This is a genomic window from Fictibacillus tiangongensis (genome assembly GCF_048083785.1).
Taxonomy (GTDB): domain Bacteria; phylum Bacillota; class Bacilli; order Bacillales; family Fictibacillaceae; genus Fictibacillus.
Genome location: NZ_CP182294.1, coordinates 1,254,599 through 1,278,963, shown reverse-complemented (window position 1 = coordinate 1,278,963; position 24,365 = coordinate 1,254,599). Strand labels below are relative to the sequence as shown.

General features: G+C 37.7%; 27 protein-coding genes and 1 pseudogene. 11 read left to right on the top strand and 17 right to left on the bottom strand.

Features of this window, described 5'->3' with window-relative positions; all coding sequences use genetic code 11:
• Positions 1-40: 40 nt before the first annotated feature.
• Both ACNJYY_RS07025 and ACNJYY_RS07020 read right to left on the bottom strand, forming a co-directional pair.
• Positions 41-277, bottom strand: a complete 237-nt coding sequence (locus ACNJYY_RS07025; RefSeq protein WP_205725782.1) for a hypothetical protein — start codon at positions 275-277, stop codon at positions 41-43.
• 117 nt (positions 278-394) lie between these two features.
• Positions 395-970: a cysteine hydrolase family protein gene (locus ACNJYY_RS07020; RefSeq protein WP_416731138.1), complete on the bottom strand. Its 576-nt coding sequence runs from the start codon at positions 968-970 to the stop codon at positions 395-397.
• A 154-nt stretch (positions 971-1,124) separates the two neighbouring features.
• On the opposite strand from ACNJYY_RS07020, the gene ACNJYY_RS07015 reads away from it, so the two are divergent.
• The gene (locus ACNJYY_RS07015; RefSeq protein WP_416731821.1) at positions 1,125-1,751 is read left to right on the top strand and encodes a LysE family translocator; all 627 of its coding nucleotides are present in this window, start codon (positions 1,125-1,127) and stop codon (positions 1,749-1,751) included.
• A gap of 42 nt (positions 1,752-1,793) precedes the next feature.
• Here the strand turns inward: ACNJYY_RS07015 and ACNJYY_RS07010 are convergent, their stop codons facing one another.
• Positions 1,794-2,522 carry a TraR/DksA C4-type zinc finger protein gene (locus ACNJYY_RS07010; protein WP_416731137.1) on the bottom strand — a complete coding sequence of 243 codons (729 nt, stop codon included), beginning with the start codon at positions 2,520-2,522 and terminating at the stop codon, positions 1,794-1,796.
• A gap of 305 nt (positions 2,523-2,827) precedes the next feature.
• Between ACNJYY_RS07010 and ACNJYY_RS07005 the strand changes: the two genes are divergently transcribed.
• From ACNJYY_RS07005 to ACNJYY_RS06995, 3 genes are all read left to right on the top strand, one after another.
• A complete protein-coding gene (locus ACNJYY_RS07005) occupies positions 2,828-4,324 on the top strand; it encodes an HD domain-containing phosphohydrolase (RefSeq protein WP_416731136.1) in 1,497 nt (498 codons plus the stop codon).
• A 15-nt stretch (positions 4,325-4,339) separates the two neighbouring features.
• Entirely contained in the window at positions 4,340-4,918 is a 579-nt protein-coding gene (locus ACNJYY_RS07000) for a GNAT family N-acetyltransferase (protein ID WP_416731135.1), read from the top strand.
• A gap of 190 nt (positions 4,919-5,108) precedes the next feature.
• On the top strand, positions 5,109-5,471 hold the full coding sequence (locus tag ACNJYY_RS06995; RefSeq protein ID WP_416731134.1) for a hypothetical protein: 363 nt from the start codon (positions 5,109-5,111) through the stop codon (positions 5,469-5,471).
• 39 nt (positions 5,472-5,510) lie between these two features.
• Here ACNJYY_RS06995 and ACNJYY_RS06990 read toward each other — a convergent pair whose 3' ends face one another.
• The gene (locus tag ACNJYY_RS06990; RefSeq protein ID WP_416731133.1) at positions 5,511-5,915 is read right to left on the bottom strand and encodes a hypothetical protein; all 405 of its coding nucleotides are present in this window, start codon (positions 5,913-5,915) and stop codon (positions 5,511-5,513) included.
• 196 nt (positions 5,916-6,111) lie between these two features.
• Here ACNJYY_RS06990 and ACNJYY_RS06985 point away from each other — a divergent pair.
• Both ACNJYY_RS06985 and ACNJYY_RS06980 read left to right on the top strand, forming a co-directional pair.
• Positions 6,112-6,673: pseudogene (locus ACNJYY_RS06985) on the top strand (site-2 protease family protein); the annotation flags it as partial.
• An 885-nt stretch (positions 6,674-7,558) separates the two neighbouring features.
• Positions 7,559-8,581: an NlpC/P60 family protein gene (locus ACNJYY_RS06980; RefSeq protein ID WP_416731132.1), complete on the top strand. Its 1,023-nt coding sequence runs from the start codon at positions 7,559-7,561 to the stop codon at positions 8,579-8,581.
• A gap of 49 nt (positions 8,582-8,630) precedes the next feature.
• Here the strand turns inward: ACNJYY_RS06980 and ACNJYY_RS06975 are convergent, their stop codons facing one another.
• Entirely contained in the window at positions 8,631-10,310 is a 1,680-nt protein-coding gene (locus ACNJYY_RS06975) for a hypothetical protein (protein ID WP_416731131.1), read from the bottom strand.
• Positions 10,311-10,746: 436 nt separating this feature from the next.
• Here ACNJYY_RS06975 and ACNJYY_RS06970 point away from each other — a divergent pair, with 436 nt between their 5' ends.
• Both ACNJYY_RS06970 and ACNJYY_RS06965 read left to right on the top strand, forming a co-directional pair.
• Positions 10,747-11,172, top strand: a complete 426-nt coding sequence (locus ACNJYY_RS06970; protein WP_416731130.1) for a PH domain-containing protein — start codon at positions 10,747-10,749, stop codon at positions 11,170-11,172.
• 12 nt (positions 11,173-11,184) lie between these two features.
• On the top strand, positions 11,185-11,733 hold the full coding sequence (locus ACNJYY_RS06965) for an HAD-IIIA family hydrolase (RefSeq protein WP_416731129.1): 549 nt from the start codon (positions 11,185-11,187) through the stop codon (positions 11,731-11,733).
• 36 nt (positions 11,734-11,769) lie between these two features.
• On the opposite strand, the gene ACNJYY_RS06960 is transcribed toward ACNJYY_RS06965, so the two are convergent.
• From ACNJYY_RS06960 to ACNJYY_RS06940, 5 genes are all read right to left on the bottom strand, one after another.
• Positions 11,770-12,000 carry a DUF3953 domain-containing protein gene (locus ACNJYY_RS06960; protein WP_416731128.1) on the bottom strand — a complete coding sequence of 77 codons (231 nt, stop codon included), beginning with the start codon at positions 11,998-12,000 and terminating at the stop codon, positions 11,770-11,772.
• Between the two features lie 18 nt (positions 12,001-12,018).
• Complete coding sequence (locus ACNJYY_RS06955) at positions 12,019-12,927, bottom strand: YitT family protein (RefSeq protein WP_416731127.1); 909 nt, start codon at positions 12,925-12,927, stop codon at positions 12,019-12,021.
• A 22-nt stretch (positions 12,928-12,949) separates the two neighbouring features.
• On the bottom strand, positions 12,950-13,510 hold the full coding sequence (locus ACNJYY_RS06950; protein ID WP_416731126.1) for a tyrosine-type recombinase/integrase: 561 nt from the start codon (positions 13,508-13,510) through the stop codon (positions 12,950-12,952).
• Between the two features lie 144 nt (positions 13,511-13,654).
• Positions 13,655-14,416, bottom strand: coding sequence for a Nif3-like dinuclear metal center hexameric protein (locus ACNJYY_RS06945; RefSeq protein WP_416731125.1), 762 nt, complete (start codon positions 14,414-14,416; stop codon positions 13,655-13,657).
• Between the two features lie 138 nt (positions 14,417-14,554).
• On the bottom strand, positions 14,555-14,791 hold the full coding sequence (locus tag ACNJYY_RS06940) for a hypothetical protein (protein ID WP_137790051.1): 237 nt from the start codon (positions 14,789-14,791) through the stop codon (positions 14,555-14,557).
• 225 nt (positions 14,792-15,016) lie between these two features.
• On the opposite strand from ACNJYY_RS06940, the gene ACNJYY_RS06935 reads away from it, so the two are divergent.
• Entirely contained in the window at positions 15,017-15,370 is a 354-nt protein-coding gene (locus ACNJYY_RS06935) for a DUF2512 family protein (RefSeq protein ID WP_416731124.1), read from the top strand.
• A 50-nt stretch (positions 15,371-15,420) separates the two neighbouring features.
• Here ACNJYY_RS06935 and ACNJYY_RS06930 read toward each other — a convergent pair whose 3' ends face one another.
• Positions 15,421-15,969, bottom strand: coding sequence for a class I SAM-dependent methyltransferase (locus ACNJYY_RS06930; protein ID WP_416731123.1), 549 nt, complete (start codon positions 15,967-15,969; stop codon positions 15,421-15,423).
• A gap of 302 nt (positions 15,970-16,271) precedes the next feature.
• Here ACNJYY_RS06930 and ACNJYY_RS06925 point away from each other — a divergent pair, with 302 nt between their 5' ends.
• Positions 16,272-17,678, top strand: coding sequence for an alanine/glycine:cation symporter family protein (locus ACNJYY_RS06925; RefSeq protein ID WP_416731122.1), 1,407 nt, complete (start codon positions 16,272-16,274; stop codon positions 17,676-17,678).
• 130 nt (positions 17,679-17,808) lie between these two features.
• Here the strand turns inward: ACNJYY_RS06925 and ACNJYY_RS06920 are convergent, their stop codons facing one another.
• Entirely contained in the window at positions 17,809-17,973 is a 165-nt protein-coding gene (locus ACNJYY_RS06920) for a Fur-regulated basic protein FbpA (RefSeq protein ID WP_260858642.1), read from the bottom strand.
• Between the two features lie 258 nt (positions 17,974-18,231).
• Here ACNJYY_RS06920 and ACNJYY_RS06915 point away from each other — a divergent pair, with 258 nt between their 5' ends.
• Positions 18,232-19,716, top strand: coding sequence for a potassium/proton antiporter (locus ACNJYY_RS06915; protein WP_416731121.1), 1,485 nt, complete (start codon positions 18,232-18,234; stop codon positions 19,714-19,716).
• Between the two features lie 33 nt (positions 19,717-19,749).
• Here ACNJYY_RS06915 and ACNJYY_RS06910 read toward each other — a convergent pair whose 3' ends face one another.
• The 5 genes from ACNJYY_RS06910 to ACNJYY_RS06890 form a co-directional block, all read right to left on the bottom strand.
• A complete protein-coding gene (locus tag ACNJYY_RS06910) occupies positions 19,750-20,547 on the bottom strand; it encodes a mechanosensitive ion channel family protein (RefSeq protein ID WP_205727234.1) in 798 nt (265 codons plus the stop codon).
• A gap of 128 nt (positions 20,548-20,675) precedes the next feature.
• The gene (gene bioB, locus ACNJYY_RS06905) at positions 20,676-21,662 is read right to left on the bottom strand and encodes a biotin synthase BioB (RefSeq protein WP_416731120.1); all 987 of its coding nucleotides are present in this window, start codon (positions 21,660-21,662) and stop codon (positions 20,676-20,678) included.
• A 15-nt stretch (positions 21,663-21,677) separates the two neighbouring features.
• Positions 21,678-22,280, bottom strand: a complete 603-nt coding sequence (locus ACNJYY_RS06900) for a biotin transporter BioY (protein ID WP_416731119.1) — start codon at positions 22,278-22,280, stop codon at positions 21,678-21,680.
• A gap of 331 nt (positions 22,281-22,611) precedes the next feature.
• Positions 22,612-23,436 (bottom strand): carbohydrate ABC transporter permease, encoded by an 825-nt coding sequence (locus ACNJYY_RS06895; protein ID WP_416731118.1) that lies wholly within the window; start codon positions 23,434-23,436, stop codon positions 22,612-22,614.
• Positions 23,437-23,448: 12 nt separating this feature from the next.
• A complete protein-coding gene (locus ACNJYY_RS06890) occupies positions 23,449-24,339 on the bottom strand; it encodes a carbohydrate ABC transporter permease (protein WP_416731820.1) in 891 nt (296 codons plus the stop codon).
• Between the last annotated feature and the right edge of the window lie 26 nt (positions 24,340-24,365).

Below are 24,365 nucleotides of genomic sequence, written 5' to 3'. Positions count from 1 at the left end.
AAGACAAAAAACCAGAGGGCTGTTTCCCTCTGGTTTTTATCTATTTATTTACATTCTTATTTTTCTCTAAAAAACGCAAAGCATCTTCTACTTCATCTAAAACTTGTGATCCGATGATTCCTTCTTCTTCATCTAAAAAAGTAACTTGGAAATAACCACTCTCACCCTGCGGAACATACCTCATTCTAACCAGTTCCGGCTGTTGATCTTCTTCTCTCCAAAACTCTAATTCTTGTTCAGGATTGTTCATCAATTGTTCAATTTGATCACTATTCATCTGTAAGACACCTCTAGATTACTCTATTTAATTTAATATATACATTTTTACCCTAAATAAAATCCTCTAAACCATTAGCAACATCCGACATTTCCTGGGGAATATTGTCTATGTCTGTTATTGCACATATGGAGAAGTCCTCACCCACCGTGTTAATGCTTCTTCTGTGCTTATTATTTCTGCAAATTCTTTATGAAGATGAGCAAGAGCAGACTCATGGACATCTTGAGCCGAAAAAACTGTTCCATCATAAGAATTTATTTTGAATGCAGCAGTAGCATCATGGATGAGAGACACGCTAAAACCATAGTTTGCTGCCATTCTTGTAGTAGTAGAAACACAATGGTTCGTCGTTAAACCAATAATCAAGATGTGTTCGATTTCGTGAGTTTCTAATGTTTCTTTAAGCTCCGTTCCGATAAAAGCACTATTAACGTTTTTAATGAACAAAGGTTCATCTTCTTTAGGTTCAAATCCTGTTTTCAACTGATAACCTAATTTTGAAGGATGCAATGGAGAGTTCTCATGATCTGATTGATGCTGAACATGAAAGACCGGTAACCTCGCCTCTCGGAAGGCACCAAGTAATATAAGCATGTTTACTTCAGCATTTGCATTATTTCGTTCTCCCCAGAAATCTGTTTCATCAAATCCTTTTTGCACATCAACAATAAGCAAACCTGCTTTTTTCACAATACGATCTCCTTGTATTCAGATTGCGCTTCTTATTACATTACATGTTCGATATGACTTTCATTTTTCCTTCTGTACTAACTTTAAGGATAATCTCATATTTTGGAAGTAACTTAGACAAGCCACATGAATAGGGGGGCACTTTTTGAACGATATGATGATATTGAGTATTCATTTTGTTATGCTTGGTATCAGTTTAGCTATTCCAATTGGACCTATAAAACTTGAGATGATTAAAAATGGATTGCATGGCGGTTTTTGGCCATCTTGGCTTGTTGGAATTGGTGCAGTTTGTGCTGATATATTGTTTATGTCTTTTATATTTCTAGGACTCTCGCCTTTTCTACATGATAAATGGATTACAATATGCATGTTGTTAACCGGAATTATTATGCTTAGTTATTTAGGAATTTCAACCATAAAGAGTTCCAACTCATCCTTATCGTTTATGAACGAAAACATTATTGAAATCAAAAAACCATTCTGGACAGGTTTTGTAATTGCTGTTATGAATCCTTATAATTTAATGTTTTGGTTTGGTGTTTATGGCGGTTCACTTCAAAGCATACCTTCTACATCAAGTAATATGATCAGAATCGGGTTAAGTTTTTGTATAATAATAGGGATTGTTTTGTGGAACCTTAACGTGGCCTTTACCATTCATTTTTTTCGTAAGCTAATTAATGATTTTACAATACGGTGGCTGATAAGATTAGCTGGAATCGGTTTACTCGCCTTCTCTATTTTCCTTACGTATAAATTATTCACATTGTTTCCATAAAGTAAAAGGCGCTGCTATGAAATAGTCAGCGCCTCAAGTCTTTTACTTATCATACTTGTCTCTATCTGATTGTTTTTCTTCTTCTCTGTCTAACTCTTCTTCATACTCCTCGTGATTTTTGTTCTGAACAACATTTCTTTCTCTTCCTGTGATGTCAGTAGCAACAAAACTTTCATATTCTTCTACAAATCCGTCATCATCATCAGAGTCTTCATACATCTCGTTATAGTCTCTTTTATCAGGATCGGTAAAGTCTGAAGGCGTTTCACTCGTACCATATTTTGCAACGGACTGCCATGCATCTTCTCCATCAAAAAACGTAGCATCCTTATTGTCATTGCTTCTTGTTTTATAATCTGGACCAATAACTTCTTCTTCAATTGGCCGATCATCTGATGAGTTTTGTGCAGGACTATGCTCTTTACAATAAAGCGTAAAAGGGACTACCTCTAAACGTTCTTTTAGAATGTCATTGCCACACGTTTTACAAATTCCGTACTCACCTTTATCGATACTTTTTAAAGCTGTGTTGATATCTTCCAGCTCTTTTTCATGTAGATCATTAAGAGCGATATCTTTTTCTTTTTCAAATAATTCTGTGCCGAGGTCACCAGGATGATTATCATAATTAGACAGTTCACCTGTCGATTCTTTCGGAAATTCTGAATCATTACCAAAAGACTCGTTTCTTTCTCTCATACCTTTTATCTCTTCTTTTCTTGATAATAAGATTTGTTTAAAATGGTCCATTTCTTGTGTAGATAATGCCATGATTCAATCTCCCTTCTTACTTCGATATACCATTTCATACCCTTTATTCCGAATAATTATCCATCCTGTGTATTTTGCACCATAATCATACATGCTATACTAATCAACAACTCATTACGTTTGTTTTCTATTACAACACCGCTTATTTACCGATGCTTAATCATCAAGTAGTCGCTTGTAAATCGAAATACCTATTTTTTTAGCAAAAAAGGTTCTAAAGTGTTGAAAAATTGCTTTTTTTCCAACTTTTTGTAAGGTATGCTAATAGTATCTTTTTAAAGTAATAGTAAGAAAGGCGGTGGATCATGAAAATCTATGAGAGTTTTGAAAAACGTTTATTAAAAAATTATGTGATTGGTTCAACCGCTGCCGTTTTAGGAGTAGGAGGCGTATTTGTTTTTACTACCCTACGATTATCCATGTTTGAGTTTATGATCTTGTGTGGTATTCTTCTTACTTCTTGTGTGATTATGTTTTCACTTGAATATGTTTTCTTTCGTATGCATACAGCTATTTTTAAAAATTACTTTTCAAAACAAAAACCTGCTTTACAGCTCGCTGAAAAAACATATTTTCACGCGCATCATTTCCCGATCAGGACTGTAAAAAGAATTCTCGGTCCGCATCTGTTAGGATTATCTATACCAGCGCTATCTTTAACTGCTATAGCGATCTCACTAGATTATTTATCACTTCCCTATTATTACATGTATCTTGCATCACTCGGAGCGATATTAGTAGCAGGCATGCATGCGATTATTGAATTCTTTTTAACTACAAAGGCCGTTCAGCCTGTGCTTCGTACCATTCAAGAAAGAACGCTTAAGGACCATGGGAAAATATTGTCTCTAGCAACGTCTAAACACATATCTATTCAACGAAAAATCCAATGGAGTACTTTATTTATTGGAACGTTTCCACTTCTGTTATTCGCACTTGCGAATCAAGTACGACTATACCATCTATCTGCGCCTGTGAACGGATCGTATTGGAGCTGGGCTTTTTTCATCTTATTGATCGGAATTTCTTTTGCCATCTATGGAGCCTACTTGTTGTTTAAAGATATTCAGCAGCCTATGGACGAACTTCAAGCAGGAATGTATGAAGTCCGCACCGGAAATTCTAATGCAAAAGTTCATGATCTGTATTCTGATGAATTTTCTAAACTCATAAAGGGTTTTAACCATATGGCTCATGCGATACAATCTCGTGAACATGAGAATAAACAGCTGCTCGAAAGTTTTTTCGCGACGATGGCCGCAACCTTGGATGCACGTGATCCCTATACAGCAGGACATAGTTTACGAGTTGCTGATTATGCGATGAAGATCGGTCAGATGGCTGGCTTGCCGTTTCAACAATTGGTCCAGCTTCGAAAAGCCGCACTCTTGCATGACATTGGAAAAATTGGAATACCCGATATAGTTCTACTAAAAGAATCTAAACTAACATCAGAGGAATTTGAGCAAATAAAAAAGCACCCGGTAATAGGTGCTGATATCCTTGCTCAAGTACAGCCTTTTGATGCTATGCAACCATTGTTGCCTGGAGTTCGTTATCATCATGAACGTTATGATGGGAAAGGTTATCCTGAACAGCTGGCTGGAGAAAACATTCCTATTTTCGGAAGGATTATTGCTGTTGCCGATGCTTATGACGCAATGACGTCTGATCGGCCATATCGGAAAGGGATGACTCATGAAAAGGCATTAGCCATTTTGGAAGATGGAAAAGGCACACAATGGGATCCATACTTAGCCCAACTTTTTATTGAAGAGATGTCATTAAAATCTATTTCTTAAAACAGGAGGTTATTTTTGAATACATACGATCATTTTCCAGTTATTGAAACAGATAGACTTAGACTAAGACCAGTCATTGAGTCAGATATAAAGGAAATTTATGCAGTGTTCTCAGATGGTGACGCATTACGTTATTATGGAATGGCACCTTTACAAACTGAAGAAGAAGCCTATGAACTTATTCAAGCGTTTGAAAAAGGATTCACTACAGGAAGTTCAATACGTTGGGGAATCATCTTAAAAGAACAAGATAAACTCATCGGAACATGCGGATTTCACAATTGGAGTAAATCAGATCGAAGAACAGAGCTTGGATATGAACTAAATCGTGCCTATTGGAATAACGGATACATGATAGAAGCTTTACGAGCCATCCTTCATTACGGATTTAACGGGATGGAATTTAATCGGATAGCTGCTGTTATCAGACCCGAAAACAAAGTTTCCCGTGCTTTAGTATCTAAACTTGGTTTTCATGAAGAAGCATTACTACAGGAACATCAAAGAGTGGGTGACCACTACTATGATATGTACATCTATTCCCTACTAAAAAAGAACGCAGATTTGTATGAACAAGAAGCTAAAAGTCTTTAGCTTCTTGTTTTATTTTAACCTTTTTTAAAGGATTGGTTCTGTTAAAACTTGTGCTTTGGAAGTGGCCATAAAGGAAAAGATCACCTTCATGATCTTTTCACCTATTTACGAAGATAGCCTTACATTCATCCGAAATAGGTTTCAAAGTAAACTACTAGAGGTATGAAAAGGAAAAAGGAGGTAATCTGGTATGGAACAAAAAGGAACATTTTATGTAACGGCGAAAGGTGATTTACAGCCCCTTCCTACTGACGACCATGTTCATTATTTTGAGATTCTAGCTTCTTATGATGAGAAACAACAGCTAGAGCATCTTTTTGCTAAAATGCATGCGAACAATAAACAAGAAGGCTTAGATATTTTCTCACCAAAAAGACACTTTTCTGAATCACATGCTGAATACCATCGAGGAAAAGACAGCAAGCTTGTATACGAGTTATTTAGATATCTCTACTTATTAGGAACAGAAAAAACAAAACGTGAAATTGAAGAGATGGAAGTTTTGCCAGAATTGTATGAAGCAAGCCATGATACAATTGAAAAAGTAAAATAGCACCGGAATCTTTTCCGGTGCCTTTTCTTTAAGCTATTTTTATTCCCACTCTATCGTTCCATCTTCTTTAATCCAAAATCTTACCATACCTAAATCATCCAACGCATGCTTAATTGTATTCGCTTTTTCACGATAACTTGGAGTGTCTGGATGAGCAAGTACTAAGGTTTTAGCAGGATTTTTTTCATGACTTTTTAGTAGATTTACAAATTCAAGGAAAAATTCATTCTGGTTCTGATAGCCAGTAAGTTCAGACATATTCCCTTGCGCTGCGATGAGAAGTGTATGATATTCATTCGTCGCTGTCATATCTACGCCATCAATCTCATGGCAAGTTCCCGTTTCATAACCTTCGCGTAATAAATAAGTTTCAACTGCTTTTACCACTTCTGCTTTGTTCATAACAAATGCATCACTAATGTATGGATGGTCATGTAGAGCCAAACTCATCACTCCTTCTTATCTATAACAGCATTCGCAACTCTTTCCTATCAATAGAGGGGTACTTAAATGTCGTATACCCCTATTTTTCTATCAAAAAACCGTCTATAAAGGATTTTTCTAAAAGAGAAACTTCTTTCCCCTTTCAACGTATTTCCTTTAAGATAGAAATAAGAAACTATAGTTGGGGGATTCATACATGGCTCAAAAAGCTGAAAAACAAAACCAATCCCGTATATGGACCATCATAGCGGGAATAGGTTTGTTTCTGTTAAGTAAATTAAAGTGGGTGTTCAGCCTGCTTAAATTAGGTAAATTCGCAACACTCATCTCCATGTTTATATCTCTTGGTGCATATGCGGCGTTTTATGGCTGGAAGTTCGCAGTAGCCATCGTTTATCTTATTTTTGTGCATGAGATGGGCCATCTAGTAGCAGCTAAACAAAAAGGAATTAAAACATCGCCAGCGATTTTCATCCCCTTTATGGGGGCGGCGATCGGTATGAAAGAGATGCCTAAAAACGCTAAAGACGAAGCGTACATCGCCTATGCAGGACCATTGTTTGGGTTATTATCTTTCTTACCTGCTGTGTTTCTTTACGAAGCGACTGCAGAACCATTCTGGGGCTTAGTCATCTTTTTAGGGGCATTGATCAACTTATTTAACTTGTTCCCTGTCTCACCACTCGATGGCGGAAGAATCGTTGGTGTTCTATCTACTAAGATCTGGTTCATCGGCTTATTACTTGTTCTGCCTTATTTGTTCATATCACCTGATCCCATCATTTTCTTAATCTTCATTTTCGGTATCTTAACTTGGTGGAAACGAGTTCGTGAAGACTTCGAACAAAACAAGTTAAAAGAAACGCTTACTTTGTTTCAATCCGAACAAGAGAAACTTACTGTGATCAATCAAGAGATGAATGAGTACAAAGACATGCCGAACTTTGGTTATATCATCGGAACTTACTTAGAAGAAGTGCGAGTTGCTAAAGATAGACTAAAACGAAATATGCCATCAGGTTCTTCATTTCCTGTTCTACAGGATAAGAAGAAGATTCAAAAGCATCGTACATTAGTAGAGATTGAAATATTAAACAATCGTGAACGTTTCTTACAGACACTTTTAAAAGAATATGAGAGTAATCAACGTCATAGAGAATATGTTCAAAACATGTATCAAGAAGCTGATCCTGAGGAGATCGCATCTTTGCCAGAGCTTCAGAACTTTAGCCATAGTAGCTTGTTTGAAGCTTATGAACAAAGCCTGTTATCTGAAAAAGCGAAAACAGAGAAACAATTTGAACAAACAAAGAACTATTACGTCTCAAACACAAAAACAAAAGTGATCGTGTTGATCATGTACCTATTGTTAGCAGGAGTCTTATCTGCTTTTGTTGTATACGGCAATCAACTTATGGATGCAAATCGTTTTTTAATCAGCTAGACCTAATAAGCACCTCTTGATGGAGGTGTTTTTTTAATGCCCTTCTTTTTACCCGCATCAAGTTGGTTATAGTACATTGGCTTCAGAGATTCATAAACGCACAAAGGGCTTTTTGACTTATCTTTTAGATAGATAAAAGGAATGCCTTATCAATAACACGAATGGTGTAGAAAAATAGACAAAAGGAGCGAATATCACGATGCAAAAATTTCTTAAAGTTTTATTTTCACTCGCTGTGATACTTGGAATATTTTCAAACACAGCTTCAGCTGAAAAAGGAACACCAAACAAAGATCTTGTTGGAAAAGACATGTATGTAAATGTTGCTGCAGCGACACTTTGGGTTGGACCAGATGCAGCAAGACCTGTAGATGATCCATCCGTTTCAAACCCTGTTGACTTACGAAGCTGGACTACAACTATGACGTATGAAGAGAAGCTTTGGCTAGTTGGGGAACTCGAAACACAAGCCCTATACGGTCAAAAAGTACATATTTTAGAGCAACAAGGGGATTGGGTAAAAGTTGCGGTTTATGGCCAGCCTACACCTAGAAACGAGCTCGGCTATCCGGGATGGATGCCTCTTTCACAATTAACTTATTCGAAGCATTACAGTAAAACTGCAGGAAAACACTTTGCATTGATCACGAGTCCAACAGCGTGGCTTTCAAAAGGACCATTCGGACATAAAAAAGATCTTGAAATAAGCTATAACACGAAATTACCTGTTATAAAGAAAGTCTCAAAAACGATCGCTGTCTTAACACCACAAGGAAAAGTTCGTTGGCTTGATGCGAAAGATGCAAAAGTATACAAAAGTGAAAGTGATATTCCAGTTCCAACTGGAGAAGCTCTTGTAGAAGAAGCTAAGAAATTTCTTGGTCTTCCTTATTTATGGGCTGGTGCATCAGGATTTGGATTTGACTGTTCCGGTTTTACGCATTCCATCCATAAAGCAAACGGCATTACCATTCCAAGAGACTCTGGACCACAGTCTAAAGAAGGGCTGATCGTTGATAAAGACGGACTGCAGCCTGGTGATCTAATGTTCTTTGCTTATGAAAAAGGAAAAGGACGCGTTCATCATGTTGCGATGTATGCAGGAAACGGTATGATGATCCACTCTCCAAATACAGCTTCTACTGTAAGACTTGATCCGATCTCAACACCTGCTTATGCAGAAGAGTTCTCAGGTGCACGTCGTTACATTCCACAACCATAAGAAAAAGCAGAGCACGGTGAAATGTGCTCTGCTTTTTTATCACCTTCTATTATTCTAATCCTTCTATTTTCATCTCCGTTACCGGTAAGAATGCCTCCCCTGTGTTTTGATACGTAACATTAACTTTATCTTGTTCTTTTAAATAGATGGCTAGCGGATTACTTTCTGAAGATACGATATAGCTCTTACGGTTATCCAACAAGAACGATACAGTCGTATAATCTCCAACTTTTTCTTTATATACACGAAGAACGGTTCCAGCAATCTGTTTTTCTTCAGCATTTGATGCTCCGTCCACTGTTCCACCGCCCCGTTGCAATGCTGTTTTATATTGTTTTATTGCAGCATTCGGTGTATTAGCATATACAGAGATCTCTGGATTTGCAGCAGAAACGATAAAATAATTTTGTAAGAATCCATTCGAATCTAGAACAGGAGTCAGCCAGCTTGCTTCTCCATAGAAGTTATAGAGTACAGGCATCTCACCGTCCCATTTTTTCTCGATAAATTTCTTTTCTATGATCTCTAAAGCTCCTTCAGAATCCATATAAGATTCTTCAAGATTACCAGTGTAATAGGTTGCCTTCCCGGTCCTAGCATCTGTTAATGAATAACCGAGCATAGAGTCGACTCCCTCTTTCGGACTTGTGAAGTCGGTAAAGTAAAACATATCCCCATTCTCATCAAAGATCGGGCTCACATTCGCTTCCGTTCCTTCATCAGAAGGCAGTTTTACATCTTTTTTACCGAATTTGCTGTTCCAAAAACCATGTACATAGTTACCAAAATAGCTGTTTTGAAGGCTGACTGTTTCTGGAGATACAGCGCCATCAATAAAGGCTGGAATATCCTTGATCGAATATTTCTTTGTATTCCCATTCTCTGGATCTGTAACAACAATACCTTCTACTTTAAAGCCGTTACGAGCTGAGATGAACTCTCCATAGGAGCGAATGTAGAACGGCTTCCCATTATCATCGATCTCTAGCTGTGGTTTGCCATAGAAAATGTATTCTGGAAAACTTGAACGCATATGACGTTCAACGTTTTTATTAAAATACGAAGATGGTGTATAACTCATCTCAGATTTAACAAACTTTGGATTTGCTGAAGAATCAGTTGCGCTTAATGTAAAGTACCCTGGTGTTACATCACCGTTCCACCACTTAAAAAGTCCAGAGAACTCGACAGGTGCGATATATACGTATTTACCATCCACTTTTTGAATCTGCAGATTTCCTAGTTCATAAAAGCTCGTGTTTGGTACTTGGCCAAACGACTTTCTCATTTTATTTCTTGCAAACTTAGGCGGCACACTTGCCGGAGTTTCTTTCTCATCAAAAGACTCAATTTCTGTCTTTTCTGCCATTTTGGATGACTGATATTTTTCATCCGCATTAAATAGTCCAGCAGAAAGAAAAAAGATACCAATCAACAAGCTGATAAGAAATAACACTAATTTGATCAGTCTCTCTTTACCTGTTGCAAAGTACGCTCCAATCGCAGTCACTATGATTGCTAATATCCAAATGGAAGAAAAATTACGATCAAGATTTGTTATATAGTAGAAAACAAATACAACAGGAACGGTACAAATGATCGTACCGATCATTGCCCCAGTCAGATTGTTCTTCTTCTTTTCTTTAACAGGCTTTTTGCTGTTAGAAATCGGAAAGATTACTAATGCTGCAGCAAGCCCTACAATGATGGAAAATAACAAGATGTTCATACACTATCCCCTTTTTTAACATTCATTTACTTCTTAACCCTATTAAGCAATACGATTGAATATGTAAAAAGTTCCATAACATATTTTCGAATGAGAAAAACTTAGAAAAATTAAAGACCTGCCGTTTTGTTTTTACTTTATAATGGAATAAAAAGGATGTGAGGAATTTGTCCCTTAGGTTTAGGTTATTAGGCTGTTCTTTAGTATTCGTTATCGTGTTCCCTAATCTATTACCGTTTTTAATCACTAAATACCTACCTGAAGGCACAGGAGCTCCCGTCCAATTTATTCTTAATATCCTTATACTTTTTATAGTGATTCATTTTTTAAAACTCGCTTACCTAAAGAAAAATGCAGGGATCATTACGTTGTTCTTCTTTTTGATTCTTTATCTTTTAACGATGTCCATTATTCACTTCATAGGAGTTGTTACACGATGAAATTTCCATCAAAAAAAGATTGGTGGCTAGGATTGATCCTCTGGGGCGCTGTTGGTTATGGCGCATATATCAGTACATATGCCTTAATAACAGAAAAGGCAAACCTTCTAGGAATATTGATTACGGTCATTATTAATCTTGCCTTAATTAGCTTTATCAGTTGGCTGTGGTTTACAACCTATTATGTCTTAGATGAAGATGAACTAATTATTAGAAGTGGTCCGATCAACAAAAGAATTCCATATCGTGAAATCTCATATGCACATAAGACACTGAATCCCATATCAAGTCCCGCACTCTCATTAAAACGAATCAATATTTCGTACCAGTTTGGAATGGCTCTTATCTCTCCAAAAAATCGAGATGAATTTTTACAAGAATTAAGTGAAAGATGTCCGAATGCAACTATCAAATATGATTAGGAGCTGCTATTGATGAATGAAACCTATCAAGCTGTTTTTTTAGATCGTGATGGAACGATCGGCGGTTCGGATCATATTGAATACCCAGGGGATTTTAAACTTTTTCATTATACAGAAGAAGTGATTCAAAATCTCAAATCCAAAAACATTCCCGTTTTTTCATTCACGAATCAACCTGGAATCAGTCGTGGTTCTGCAGCAGAAACAGACTTTTTCACTGAATTAATTTCGTTTGGATTTGATGATGTGTATAAATGTCCGCACCACCATTCAGAAGGTTGCGAATGCAGAAAACCTGGTATCGGCATGCTGAAGAAAGCCGCAAGTGATCATAATCTTGACCTATCAAAGTGTGTCGTGTTTGGTGACCGATGGACAGACATTGTAGCTGCCAAAACTGCTGGATGCATCGCTATATTAGTTCTAACCGGTTCTGGCAAAGCATCATGGGATCAAAATCATACCTCTTCTATTATTCAACCAGATCATGTCTCTGCAACATTAAAAGAAGGAATGACATGGCTGTTTGAGCATACGCATACAATCCAACATGTGAAATAAGTAAAAAACGCCTCAAAAAAACGAGGCGTTTTACTATTAAATAAGAAAGGATTGTATAAAAACATAAAAGTTGACTGCAAATGCAAAAAAGCAGAGATAGCTGATCCATTTTTTCTTTTTTTGCCGTTCTTCAAATCCCATAACTAAAAATAATAAAGCTAGTACAAGAGAAGTAAAAGGAGTAATATCAAGATTTCCTGTAGTTATGCTATAGACCGCAAGTAATAAGACGACTGCAGAAAAAGCAATTTTCAACTTGCGAAACATAGAAACCTCTCCTCTACTTTAGTGAATTCCTTTTTTCTTAAACCTTCCGCCTTTTACTTCAGCAATATCAGCAATCGCTAAAAAGGCACTCGTATCAAATTCATCGACAATATCTTTGAGCTTCGCCTCTTCTAAACGTGTGATGACACAGAATACAACACCTTTTTCGTCACCCGTATACGCGCCTTCACCTTTAAGGTATGTAACTCCTCGGCCCAAGCGATGAAGAATTGCGTCTCCGATTTCTTTATGATTATCACTGATGATCCAAGCCGACTTTGATTCCTCAAGACCTGTAATCGTTAAGTCAATCGTCTTAAATGCGATAAAGTAAGCAATCAAAGAGTACATTGCTCTATCCCAAGTGAAAACAAAACCTGCCGCACCGAGAATAAAGATATTAAAGAACATAATAATTTCACCAACAGAAAAAGGCAGTTTGTTATTTGAGAGTATAGCTAAGATTTCTGTACCGTCTAATGACCCACCACTTCGAATGACCATTCCGATTCCGACACCGATAAAGATACCTCCAAAAACAGTTGCTAATAATAAATCGTCTGTGAATGGTGGAACGGGATGCAATAATGTTGTTGCGATTGAAAGAACGATGATTCCGTATAATGTTGAAAAAGCAAATGTTTTTCCGATCTGCTTATAACCTACAAAAATAAATGGTAAGTTCAATGCGAATAGAAAGAGTCCTAATTTTAATCCTGTTATGTGTGATAGCATGATCGAGATACCTGCAATCCCACCATCTATAACATTGTTTGGCACTAAGAAAATCTCGAGCCCGACAGCCATCAATATGGCTCCGAAAGTAATCAGGATGGCCCTCGTAGCGAGTTTTCCTTTCGTTAATTTTTTGTGCTGTTTTTTTATTTGTTCCATGGTTTGCGTATTAGTAATCGCTTCTCCTGTCATTAGTGTACCTCCATGCTTTCCCTTATAATCTTACGTCAATCTGTGTTTTAAGAGGATCTTCCCTAGAGATCCCTAGATATTTAAGTGTTTCAGAAGGACTTGAATGGTTGAAATGCCTTTGTAATAGAGATATGGCTACTCCCCTTTTATAGGCATGGTAGCCGAATGTTTTTCGCAGCGAGTTTGTACCAATCTTACCTTTGATCCCTGCATGTTCTGCAGCTTGATGAATGACTCGATATGCTTGCTGTCGAGTAATTGGCAACTTAGTTTTCTTCGATAGAAATAAAAAATCCTCCCGCTTTAGTTCTGCACATTCAACATACTGAACAATGATCTTCTTCACTGTTTCGTTTAAGAAAACTTCTTTGTTCCCCTCTTTATTAGGAACAGAATAAAAATCATAAACGACTAAATCTTCCGATAGTAAATCTTTCACTTGCATGCAAAGCAATTCAGTAATTTTCAAACCTGTGTTGATTCCTAAAACAAATAGAACATAATCACGTACGGAGTTTTTCTTTAAATAACGTTTAATCGCATTGATCTCTTTAATATCTCTTAAAGCTTCAACATATTCCATCTGAATATCCACCTTATATGATGTTACTTAATACTATTATACCAAAGGGTTATGTAACATTAGAAAAGATATGCTCACTTTTTACTTTTATTAATCTTTACTTTTCATAAAAGAAAAAACCCTCTAAAAATTAGAAGGTTTAAATCAATACGATTCTATATGTTCTTCCTGTAGTCTGACTATTTTTACATTTGGATAGATTTCCTTCACTCGAACCACCAAATTCTCTACTCCAAAAATTTCAGTAAATGTATGACTTCCTACAAACAAGTGAATGCCTGCAAATTTTGCATACTGCACGGAATACAACGATTGTTCTCCCGTAATGTATGCATCGCAATCTTGTTTTTTTGCGTATTGAATAAGTGCTGTATGATTTCCTGCACCTGTAAGGATTCCTACTTTGTTGATTGGACGATCATGATTTTCCCATGCTTTTACCGGTTCTCCCAACACCTGTTCAAGTCTCTCTTTAAGTTTCATAAATGAAATTGGCTTATGATAGAGGCCGATACCTGGAAACTCATGATTATCTTTAAATGTGGAAAAGGTCGTAATTTCATCGATTTTAATTTTTTCGAATAAAGCCGTACTCGTGCCAAATTCAACAAAATCTAAAGGATAATGGCTGAAATAATGTGAGATATCATGCTTTCTTAATTCATCCACGCAAGCCTCTTTCATTCCATACACAAAATCCCAAGCATCATGATGAGTGATCAAGAGATCTGCTCGGCTATTATAAGCTTTCTCTACGGTCTCTGGCGTTAAGTTTGTAGCATAAGCGATCACCTTAATCTCTTTCTCAACTTTATGCGTAAAACCATATTCTCCATCGTTTTCAAACTCCTCAAGCCATACTCCAAATAGTTGGATGATCAAATTTTCAAAATCATTCATTTTCATAACGATATCTCCCATTTCTTGTTTCACCCATTATTACATGTTTTTCCATATATTTCTTGTTTCACCCATTATTACATGTTTTTCCATATAGAGCTATAAGAAAGACCAAGTATTTAATACTTGGTCGATGGTTAGTATTTATTCCGTTTCATCCTCTAATGAATTCTCGAGGTGCTTCATTAGATCATAATAGTCATCTGGCCTTTGGAACTGATCAACAGACCAATGCTGTTTGATCCATTGAGCAACTTCACTCGCACTGTTGAACACTTCACCTGTCGTATCACTGTCACGCACTGTAAAGACCATATTGTCATAATCAACGGTAACATCACATGGAAACTTTCCGTCCTTCTTATAGAGTGAATATTCCACTTCTCTTAGCCTCCTTGTTCATTACTTTCTTACAGAAGTAATACCCACTCTCTTGATGTTTTATGACACTTTCATCTAGAAGTTTCTAAAATAGGTATAAAACAACGCCACAACGTTCATTCTGATAAAGGATTGTTAATAAAGTTTTTGTATAAGATTGTGCTGTTTGCAAATAGAAGATGATTAGATCACTCTTAAACATATTTAGGACAGGAGCAAAGAAACATGCAAAGTTTGATGATAAAAATTTTAGGTATTCCACTCGCACTTGTTTTAGCTAACTTTTTATTTAAAAGCGTGGATTTCGAGTTCGTTCAACCTTTCATATGGATAACCGTCATACTAGCCCCTCTAGGTGTGTTGCTGGAATATATCATGGTTCCAAGGATCTCCTATGGCAAACAACTGACAGTTGATTTTGCTACAAGCTTTGTACTCGTCTATCTTCTAGGGCTTGTATTGCCTGGAGTAACTATCTCATTATGGGGTTCGGTCCTTGTGGCTATCTTGATAACCTGTATGGAAGCAATGGTTCACAAGCATTTGATCTCAGACCACATGGATCACTCATATCGCTAAAATAAAAGTGATTCGTTCTGATTGAAACGAATCACTTTTATTGTTTTCATCTATTTTTCACAAGTATATATGAACGCAGGAGGGAAATTTTTCGGTACAAATGCAATTTCGACAGTATGAAAAAATTCTTGAAACGTTTTTTTCATCTGAGTAGAATATTGGAAAGCTACGAATACTCCACCTGGTCGAAGCGACCGATATACTTCCTCAACAATCTCTCTTTGCAAGTTACGAGTAAAATTTGCAAAAGGCAGCCCTGAGAAAATGGCATCTAACGTTTCTTCCTCTTTTTCAATGCTACTTAAGATGTAACGAGCATCTTCACAGACCGTATTTCTAGAAAACTGAAGTGTAAGTTTTTTTCTCATCTCTTCATCTTTTTCAAAGATATAAAGCTCTGAACCAGGCTTTAAATTGCGAATGATCTCTTTTGTGATTACACCTGTACCTGCTCCTAATTCAGCAGCGATGTCTATATGATCCCAGCAAAGAGGTGTTGTCATCTTCTTAGCTAAGCTGATAGAGCTTGGAAAAAGACTTCCGACTTGTTTTGGTGATTGAAAAAACTTTTGTATAAATAAAGGGGTTCCGCCATTCACCCTCAACACCTACTTTAATTCCGATTATTACAATCAATTTTATCTAGTATATTCAGTTGCCAATAGTTGGTGAGAAAATCGATAACCATGAAATCTTTTTTTCATTTTTTTTCTGTTTGTTCATTCAACGTTCAGGGAATATTTATGTGGAGGAAATTATTCGAAGACTCAAAGGCATTCATCTTCTATCTTTCATGAAAAAGGGCAGTGGAAAAAATTATAATTGATTAAAATGTTAGGTTTTGTTACATTAAAAAATAGTGTACAGCTGAGATAGACAAAAGAATAAATGAGGTGTATGTATGGATTGGATTAACAATTTCATAGGAAGTGTTAACACATATTTATGGTCGTATATCCTAATTGTTATGTTGATTGGGTTAGGACTTTATTTTTCGGTACGAACAAAGTTTGTTCAGTTCCGCATGTTTGGCGAGATGATCCGGCTTTTGGGGGAAGGTGCTAGAGCTGATAAGAAAGGCGTCTCTTCGTTTCAAGCTTTCTGTATCAGTACCGCTTCTCGCGTAGGTACTGGTAATTTGGCGGGGGTAGCACTTGCCATTACAGCTGGTGGTCCTGGTGCTGTATTCTGGATGTGGCTGATCGCATTAATCGGCTCTGCATCTGCATTCGTAGAAAGTACGTTAGCTCAGATCTACAAAGTTCGAGATGGAGTCGCATTCCGTGGTGGACCTGCTTATTACATGGAAAAAGCATTGAATGCTCGGTGGATGGGTATTATTTTTGCCATTTTAATTTCGATCACGTTCGGACTTGCCTTTAACTCTGTTCAATCGAATACGATTGCAAGTGCGTTTGGACAATCTTTTGATATAAAACCTGTTTATGTAAGTATTTTCTTAGCCGTTGTAACTGCAATTATCATTTTCGGCGGCATCAAACGGATCGCTAAAGTATCAGAAATCATCGTTCCAATTATGGCTGGACTTTATATCCTTGTAGCTCTGTTTGTAATGGTTACAAACCTTACAGAACTTCCTGCCGTTTTCAGCATGATCTTCGAAGGTGCTTTTGGTGTAGAAGAAGTAGCTGGTGGAGCATTAGGCGCAGCGATGATGAACGGGATCAAACGTGGTCTATTCTCTAACGAAGCCGGTATGGGTAGTGCACCGAATGCAGCTGCTACAGCAGATGTGAGCCACCCTGTTAAGCAAGGTTTGATTCAATCTTTAGGTGTTTTTGTAGATACACTTTTGATCTGTTCTTCTACCGCCTTTATCATTCTATTATCAGGCATGTATGATTCTAAAGAAGCGGATGGAATTATTTTAACGCAGGAAGCTTTAAACACATTGCTTGGTTCATGGGGCGGCCCTTTCCTAGCGATCATCGTAATGTTGTTCGCATTTAGTTCCGTAGTAGGGAATTATTATTATGGTGAGTCTAACATTGAGTTTATCAGTACGAACAAAACGTGGTTGTTTATCTACCGATTAGCTGTTGTCGCAATGGTTGGTTACGGTGCAATAGCATCTCTTGATTTTGTTTGGAGTTTAGCTGATATGTTCATGGGGCTAATGGCGATCATCAACTTAATCGCTATTTCATTGCTTGGAAAAATTGCTTTTGACGCTCTAGGGGACTATCTGAAACAAAAGAAAGAAGGAAAAGATCCCGTTTTCCGACCATCTAGTATCGGACTAAAAAACACAGAAGCTTGGGATGAAGACCTTTCAACAGAAAAATAAATAAACGAAAGAAAGAAGACTTCCTGAGTGAAGTCTTCTTTCTTTTATGTTAGTTTAAAATGGAAGGAACAAATTAAAAAAACTGGCACAGAGAGCCAGTTTTATATGACCATTTATCACTCAACCTATTTTAAGTTGCTTTTTCCTCTGCAGGCGGGGAAAGTAAATTCTTTAATTGTTGTTCAAGATCCTGCAAAGAAAGCTCGTATAAATGACGTCCATCTGCTGTCTTATAGATATTATGTAACAATAGATCAGCAATTAAATTTTCTCTTTTTTGATGGTCCGCTGACACGTTCAATCCCTCCTGTAAATCTCTTCAACATTTTACTTACCCTGAAATGATGGAGAAAAAACTTCCATTAATAGTTTATGTAAAAAAATGACGAAGGTGATGTAATTTTATAACCATTATCTTCCGTCAAGATTACCCGCTTTTGGTTAAATTGTCAATTGTTTCAAGACAATAATTGTCGTCGATACTGTAAAAGATTCAGTGAATATCGTATGCTAAACAATCTCATCATACATAGATAGATAAAGGAGAGGTGTTATGTTTGAAGGTGGTTTAAACGTAGATTATTTTATACTATTACTTGCCATTCTACTCTTACTAGGCGTCGTTACTACGAAGTTCTCTTCACGCTTTGGTGTACCTGCCCTTGTACTTTTTATTGGAATCGGAATGCTTCTAGGAAGTGATGGACTCAATTTTATTTATTTTGATGATCCGCACGTAAGTCAGCTAGTCGGGGTAATTGCTCTTATTATCATCTTATTTGAAGGTGGACTTCAGACAAAATGGACTAGCGTAAAACCCGTTCTATCTACTTCACTGTCACTCGCGACGTTTGGAGTATTCCTTACAACAGCCGTAGTCGCTGTATCCGTAAAGTTGTTATTGGATGTTGATTGGCTAGAAGCATTTCTGTTCGGTTCGATCGTTGGATCTACGGATGCTGCTGCAGTATTCTCCGTTCTAGCCGGAAAAAATGTGAAAGAGAAGCTTTCTTCAACGCTTGAAGCAGAATCTGGTTCCAATGACCCGATGGCTGTATTTTTAACGATCACATTTATTGAGTTGCTCACAAAAGACTCAACTTCCATTACAGGACTTGTTCTATCATTCTTTTGGCAGATGGGAATGGGAGCTGTTTTTGGCTATTTCTTTGGTAAGCTCGCCGTTTATGCCATTAACCGAATACGACTTGAATCAAGTGGACTCTATCCCGTATTCGCTCTTTCTTTTGCTATCTTAACCTATGGGATTACGATGCTCGCTGGAGCAAGTGGACTGCTTGCTGTATATGTGGCAGCTGTGTTTATGGGGAATAGTCACCTGACGTACAGAAACTCAATCGTACGATTTAACGAAGGTTTCGCTTGGATGATGCAGATTTTAATGTTTGCGATCTTAGGTTTACTCGTCTTTCCGAGTGAGCTGTTTCATATCGATATTATACTGAAAGGCTTGATGATCTCTTTCGTGCTCATTGTTATCGCACGTCCAATAGGTGTTTTTCTAAGTATGCCAACTTCTGCTTTCTCAATAAACGAAAAATTATTTATCTCGTGGTCTGGTCTTCGTGGCGCTGTTCCTATTGTTCTCGCTACATTTCCACTCATTGAAGGGGTCGAGAACAGCCAGTTGCTCTTTAATCTCGTATTCTTCGTTGTTCTTACATCTGCTCTCATACAAGGATCAACCATTCCTTGGGTAGCTCAGAAATTAAAGTTAACGGAAAAAGAAAAACCTACTTCTCCACATGTTTTAGAACTTGTTTCAATCGGTAAAGCCAACGCCGAGATCGTTGAATTTTTTGTACCCGAACATGCAAAGATCATCGGACAGACACTTGAGGAAATTTCCTTGCCAAAAGAATCTACTGTAAGTGCAATGATTCGAGGCGATGAACTGATCACACCAACAGGGAGAACAGAGATTCACGCTCACGATATTCTTTACATCATGGCACATAAAACAAAACTGAAGAGTGTAACGGATTATTTATCCAAACAAAATATTGAAAAGAATTAAAGAAAAAGCCGGGAAGCACTTCCCCGGCTTTTCTTATGCACCTTTTTCTACTTGTACTTGATGAGGGTATGGAATCTCGATGCCATTAGCATCCAAAGCTTCTTTTAAAGCTTTACGCAACTCTCTTTCGACCGCCCACTGTTCTCCATTAATCGTCTTAGAAATAATCCGAATTACCACATCAGACGAACCTAACATTTGAACTCCTAACACATTTGGTCCTTCCATTATGCTCGGATTCTTTTCTTTTACTTTGTCACAAGCATCTTGTAGTATGACGAGAGCCTTGTCTATATTTTCTTCATAGGCAATACCTATATCAACAAGTGCACGCATATTACCTCGTGTATGGTTCGCAATCGTACTGATCTCACGGTTCGGCATATAGTTCAATGTGCCATCAAATGCTCGTATGTGAGTCGTTCTCAGACCCACTTCTTCTACAATTCCATCGACTCCGCCAATCGTAACGTAGTCTCCGACCTCCATCTGCTTTTCAAGAAGAATGAAGAAACCTGTTACAACATCACTTACGAGTCCCTGCGCTCCAAAGCCTATAGCTAATCCAACTACCCCTGCTCCTGCTATAAGAGTACCGATTTCAAGTCCGAACTGCTTAAATATGATACCAGCAAAAACAAAGATCAATACGTATGAAAACAGGTTGACTACAAGTTTTTGCAGCGTAATAATTCTTCCTGAAGACATCTTTCTATGTGTTGCTGCTTTATCAAACATTCGGTTGATCACACGTCTACCGATTGAACGAATCACCAAGAACATGACGATGATCAATAGAAACTTCACTGCCCATAAACCAGCCGCAAGCATAATCTCAGCCCAGTTTATTTTTTCCAGCCACTTTTGCCATTTTTCCAAAAAAACCACTCCCACGATGTACAATAGAATACTCCTTATTGTACAAAGCTTCGAGTGGCTTTTCAATCATTTACAAAAAACTATGGTGCCATAACAGGCGTACGATCAATCTTGAAGCCCATATCTTCTAACATCTTATGATCTGCCGTTGACTCTTGTCCACTCGTCGTAAGATAGTCACCTACGAATATGGAGTTCGCGGCATATAGACCGAGTGGCTGAAGACTTCTTAAATTCACCTCACGCCCACCAGATATTCTAATCTCCTTCGTCGGATTGATATAACGAAATAATGCAAGTACTTTCAAACAGTAGCGTGGATCTAGCTCATCTGTCCCTTCTAACGGTGTACCATCGATCGCATGCAAGAAGTTCACTGGAATAGAATCTGCGTCAAGTATATTAAGACTTCTTGCCATATCTATGACATCTTGTTTCGTCTCTCGCATACCTACAATAACTCCTGAACAAGGAGAGATCCCGCTTTCCTTAACGATGTTTACCGTATTCACTCGATCATCGTATGAATGAGATGTTGTAATATTTTCGTGATTTCGAGCGGAAGTGTTGAGATTATGATTATATCGGTCAACACCCGCTTCTTTTAAACGCTCTGCTTGTTCTGGCTTTAAAATACCTAAGCAGGCACAAACTTTTAAACCATATGTATCTTTGATCTCTCTTACAGCTTCAACAACTTTATCCACATCACGATTAGTAGGTCCACGTCCACTTGCAACGATGCAATACGTTCCAACGTTTAAGTTATACGCTGCCTCTGCTCCTTTTACCATCTCTTTACTATCCATCATTCGATAAGTATCGATAGGTGCAGTCGATACGATCGATTGTGAGCAATATCCGCAGTTCTCTGGGCATGCGCCTGACTTTGTATTAATAATCATGTTGAGTTTTACAAGATTGCCATAATAATGCTTTCTGATCTGATAAGCCCCATGCAGCAATAATAGCAGATCCTCATCAGGACAATTTAAGATAGCAAGAGCTTCTTCATTCGTAATTTCTTCTCCACTCAATACTTTTTTTGCAAGAGTATTCCAGATCATCACAACAACACTCCTTTATGATGCATGTTTTGTTCGTTGAGGAATTGATTTTTTACGCGCAAAGTTAATTCTCGTAGCAAGCATACCTGCACAAATCGCTAAAATAATATCTTTAGGTAGCGGGACCATCATCCATGCCCATGCCATAGAGTACGTGAAACCTTCTGGTGCATCTGCCCACATTTTATACGCCATGAACATTAGGTTTGTCCCTACAATATAATTAACTGCTGTTCCAACAAGGGTTGCTGCGATGTATGAAGCTTTTCCACCATTCTTTTCAATGATCAATCCAGTTAGATAAGCAACTAGAATATACGATAATAAAAACCCAAAGGTAGGGCTGATCACTGTTGCAAAGCCACCTTTAAATTGAGCGAACACTGGTGCTCCGACTAATCCGACTAGTACGTATACACTCATCGAGATTGCTCCTAATCTGCTTCCTAACAATGCTCCTGCTAGAATACAGAAAAAGGTCTGCAGCGTAATTGGTACGCCACCAACAACCATGAACGGAAACATAGTTGTAATGTTCGCACCTATCGCCATGAGCGCTACAAACATACCGACTAGCGTGATATCAATCGTTTTCAAACCATTTCTTTGTGCTGTCATCTTCATAAACCTCCACATATTAGTTCTGTATACGATTTTAGAATAGCGAAGGTTCGCAATTACGTCAACTTAAAATATAAATAAGTTAACATATAAACGAAGAGTAAACCATACTAACAGGCAGCATGGTCTAGAGACAGAGATATGTGGATTATTGGTGAAAATCGTTTAAATTATTTTATGTGTGAAATAATGTACAGTTACCGTGAAATTAATATAGTTTACCGTGAATAAAAAATAGATTACCGTGAAATTGTACATTTCACGGTAATCAAAACTTGCTATCGGTGCACTTATTTCCACATCATCAAGCCGGTTTTACCTCTAAATTTTATTTATCTCCCGTAAACTTGATTCCTTTTACAAAATATCGGTTAAAGAATGCGTATAGAACGATAATCGGTAAGGTAAAGACCATCGATGCGGCCATAATATAGTTCCAAAAGGAGATAAACTGGCCTTTGAACGAGTTCAGCCCTAGTGGGAGAGTAAACATGTCTTGATCAGATAAAATGATGAGAGGTCTCATAAAATCGTTCCAGAACGCCATGAATACGAATATTGTCTGAGCTGCAAGTGCCGGTTTAGCAAGAGGCAGAACGATACGGAAAAATGTGCCGAAGCGTCCAAGTCCATCGATTGCAGCTGCTTCTTCCACTTCTTTAGGAAAATTGATAAAAAACTGTCTCATCATAAAGATAAACGTCGCGTTCACCGCTCCTGGAATGATCATTCCTTGATAGGAGTTCAGCCATCCAAGTTCCTTCAGTATTAAGAAGTTAGGAATGAGCGTTACTTGGAAAGGAATCATCAATACGGCCAAGATCATCAAGAAAATACTCTTCTTTCCTGGAAAGCTTAGTCTTGCGAGGGCATATCCAGCCATAGAGTTGAACAATAAGTTTAATAGCGTTCCGACTGTTGCAATGAATAAACTATTAAACAACCATCTTCCGAAAAGTGGCTCTCTCGTAAAGATCTGCTTATAGTTATCAAGTGTAAAATCTTTTGGAATAAAATTAATCGATCCACTTACGATCTCACCTAGTGTTTTAAAGGAAGAAGACAGGGCCCACAAAAACGGAATGACGGTGATGATGGCGTAAACGACAAGGATTACATACAAAGCTTTTCTTCCAGCCGTACGTTTTTTCATGGTATCTCCTCCTTAGTATAGTGATTCTTCTTTGGAAAATTTGCGTTGTAAAAGGGTTGCCACTAAGATGATGATAGCAAGCATGAAAGCAATAGCTGTAGCATATCCCATCGTTCCTAGTGTCTTAAAGGCATATTGATAGATTAAAAGAACAACCGTAAGTGTGGAGTTGTTCGGTCCGCCTGAACCTCCAGAGAAAATATACGATTGATCAAAAAGCTGGAATGTTCCAATCAGACCCATGATCACCACAAAAGATGTTACCGGTCTTAAGTTTGGAACCGTAATGTGCCAAAATTTTTGTATCGGACCTGCTCCGTCGAGTTCAGCTGCTTCATAATGACTGTCTGGAATATCTTGAAGAGCTGCTAGATAGATAACCATGAAAAACGGTGCTGTTGCCCAAATATTCATGATCATGATCGCGATAAGAGCTACGTCTGGGTCACCAATCCAGTTATACGTTGGCAGATTTAAGAACTTTAATACATAGTTGATCAATCCGTTCTGATTATACATCCACATAAAAATAAGCGTTAACACAGCGGATGACGTTAAAGTAGGCAAGAAGTAAACGATGCGAAAGAATTTCTGCCCTTTGAGTCCTGCATTCAGTGATGACGCTAATACTAATGCTAGGAACGTCTGGGTTGGTACTACGATCGCTACATAGATTGCCGTGTTCTTCAGTGCAATAATAGCTCGATCATCAAATGTGACTTTCATAAAGTTATCGAGCCCTCTAAACTCATAGGTCGCACCGCCAATCAGTTCTACTTTATGAAAGGAAAGAAACACAGCGTAAAGGATCGGTGCGATTACAAAAACGCCTAATACAAGGAGCGCAGGCAGCAGGAATAGATACCCTTGTCCCGCTTCTCTTCTATCTTTTTTTGATAACATCTTCACATGGTTCACCTCGATTCAAA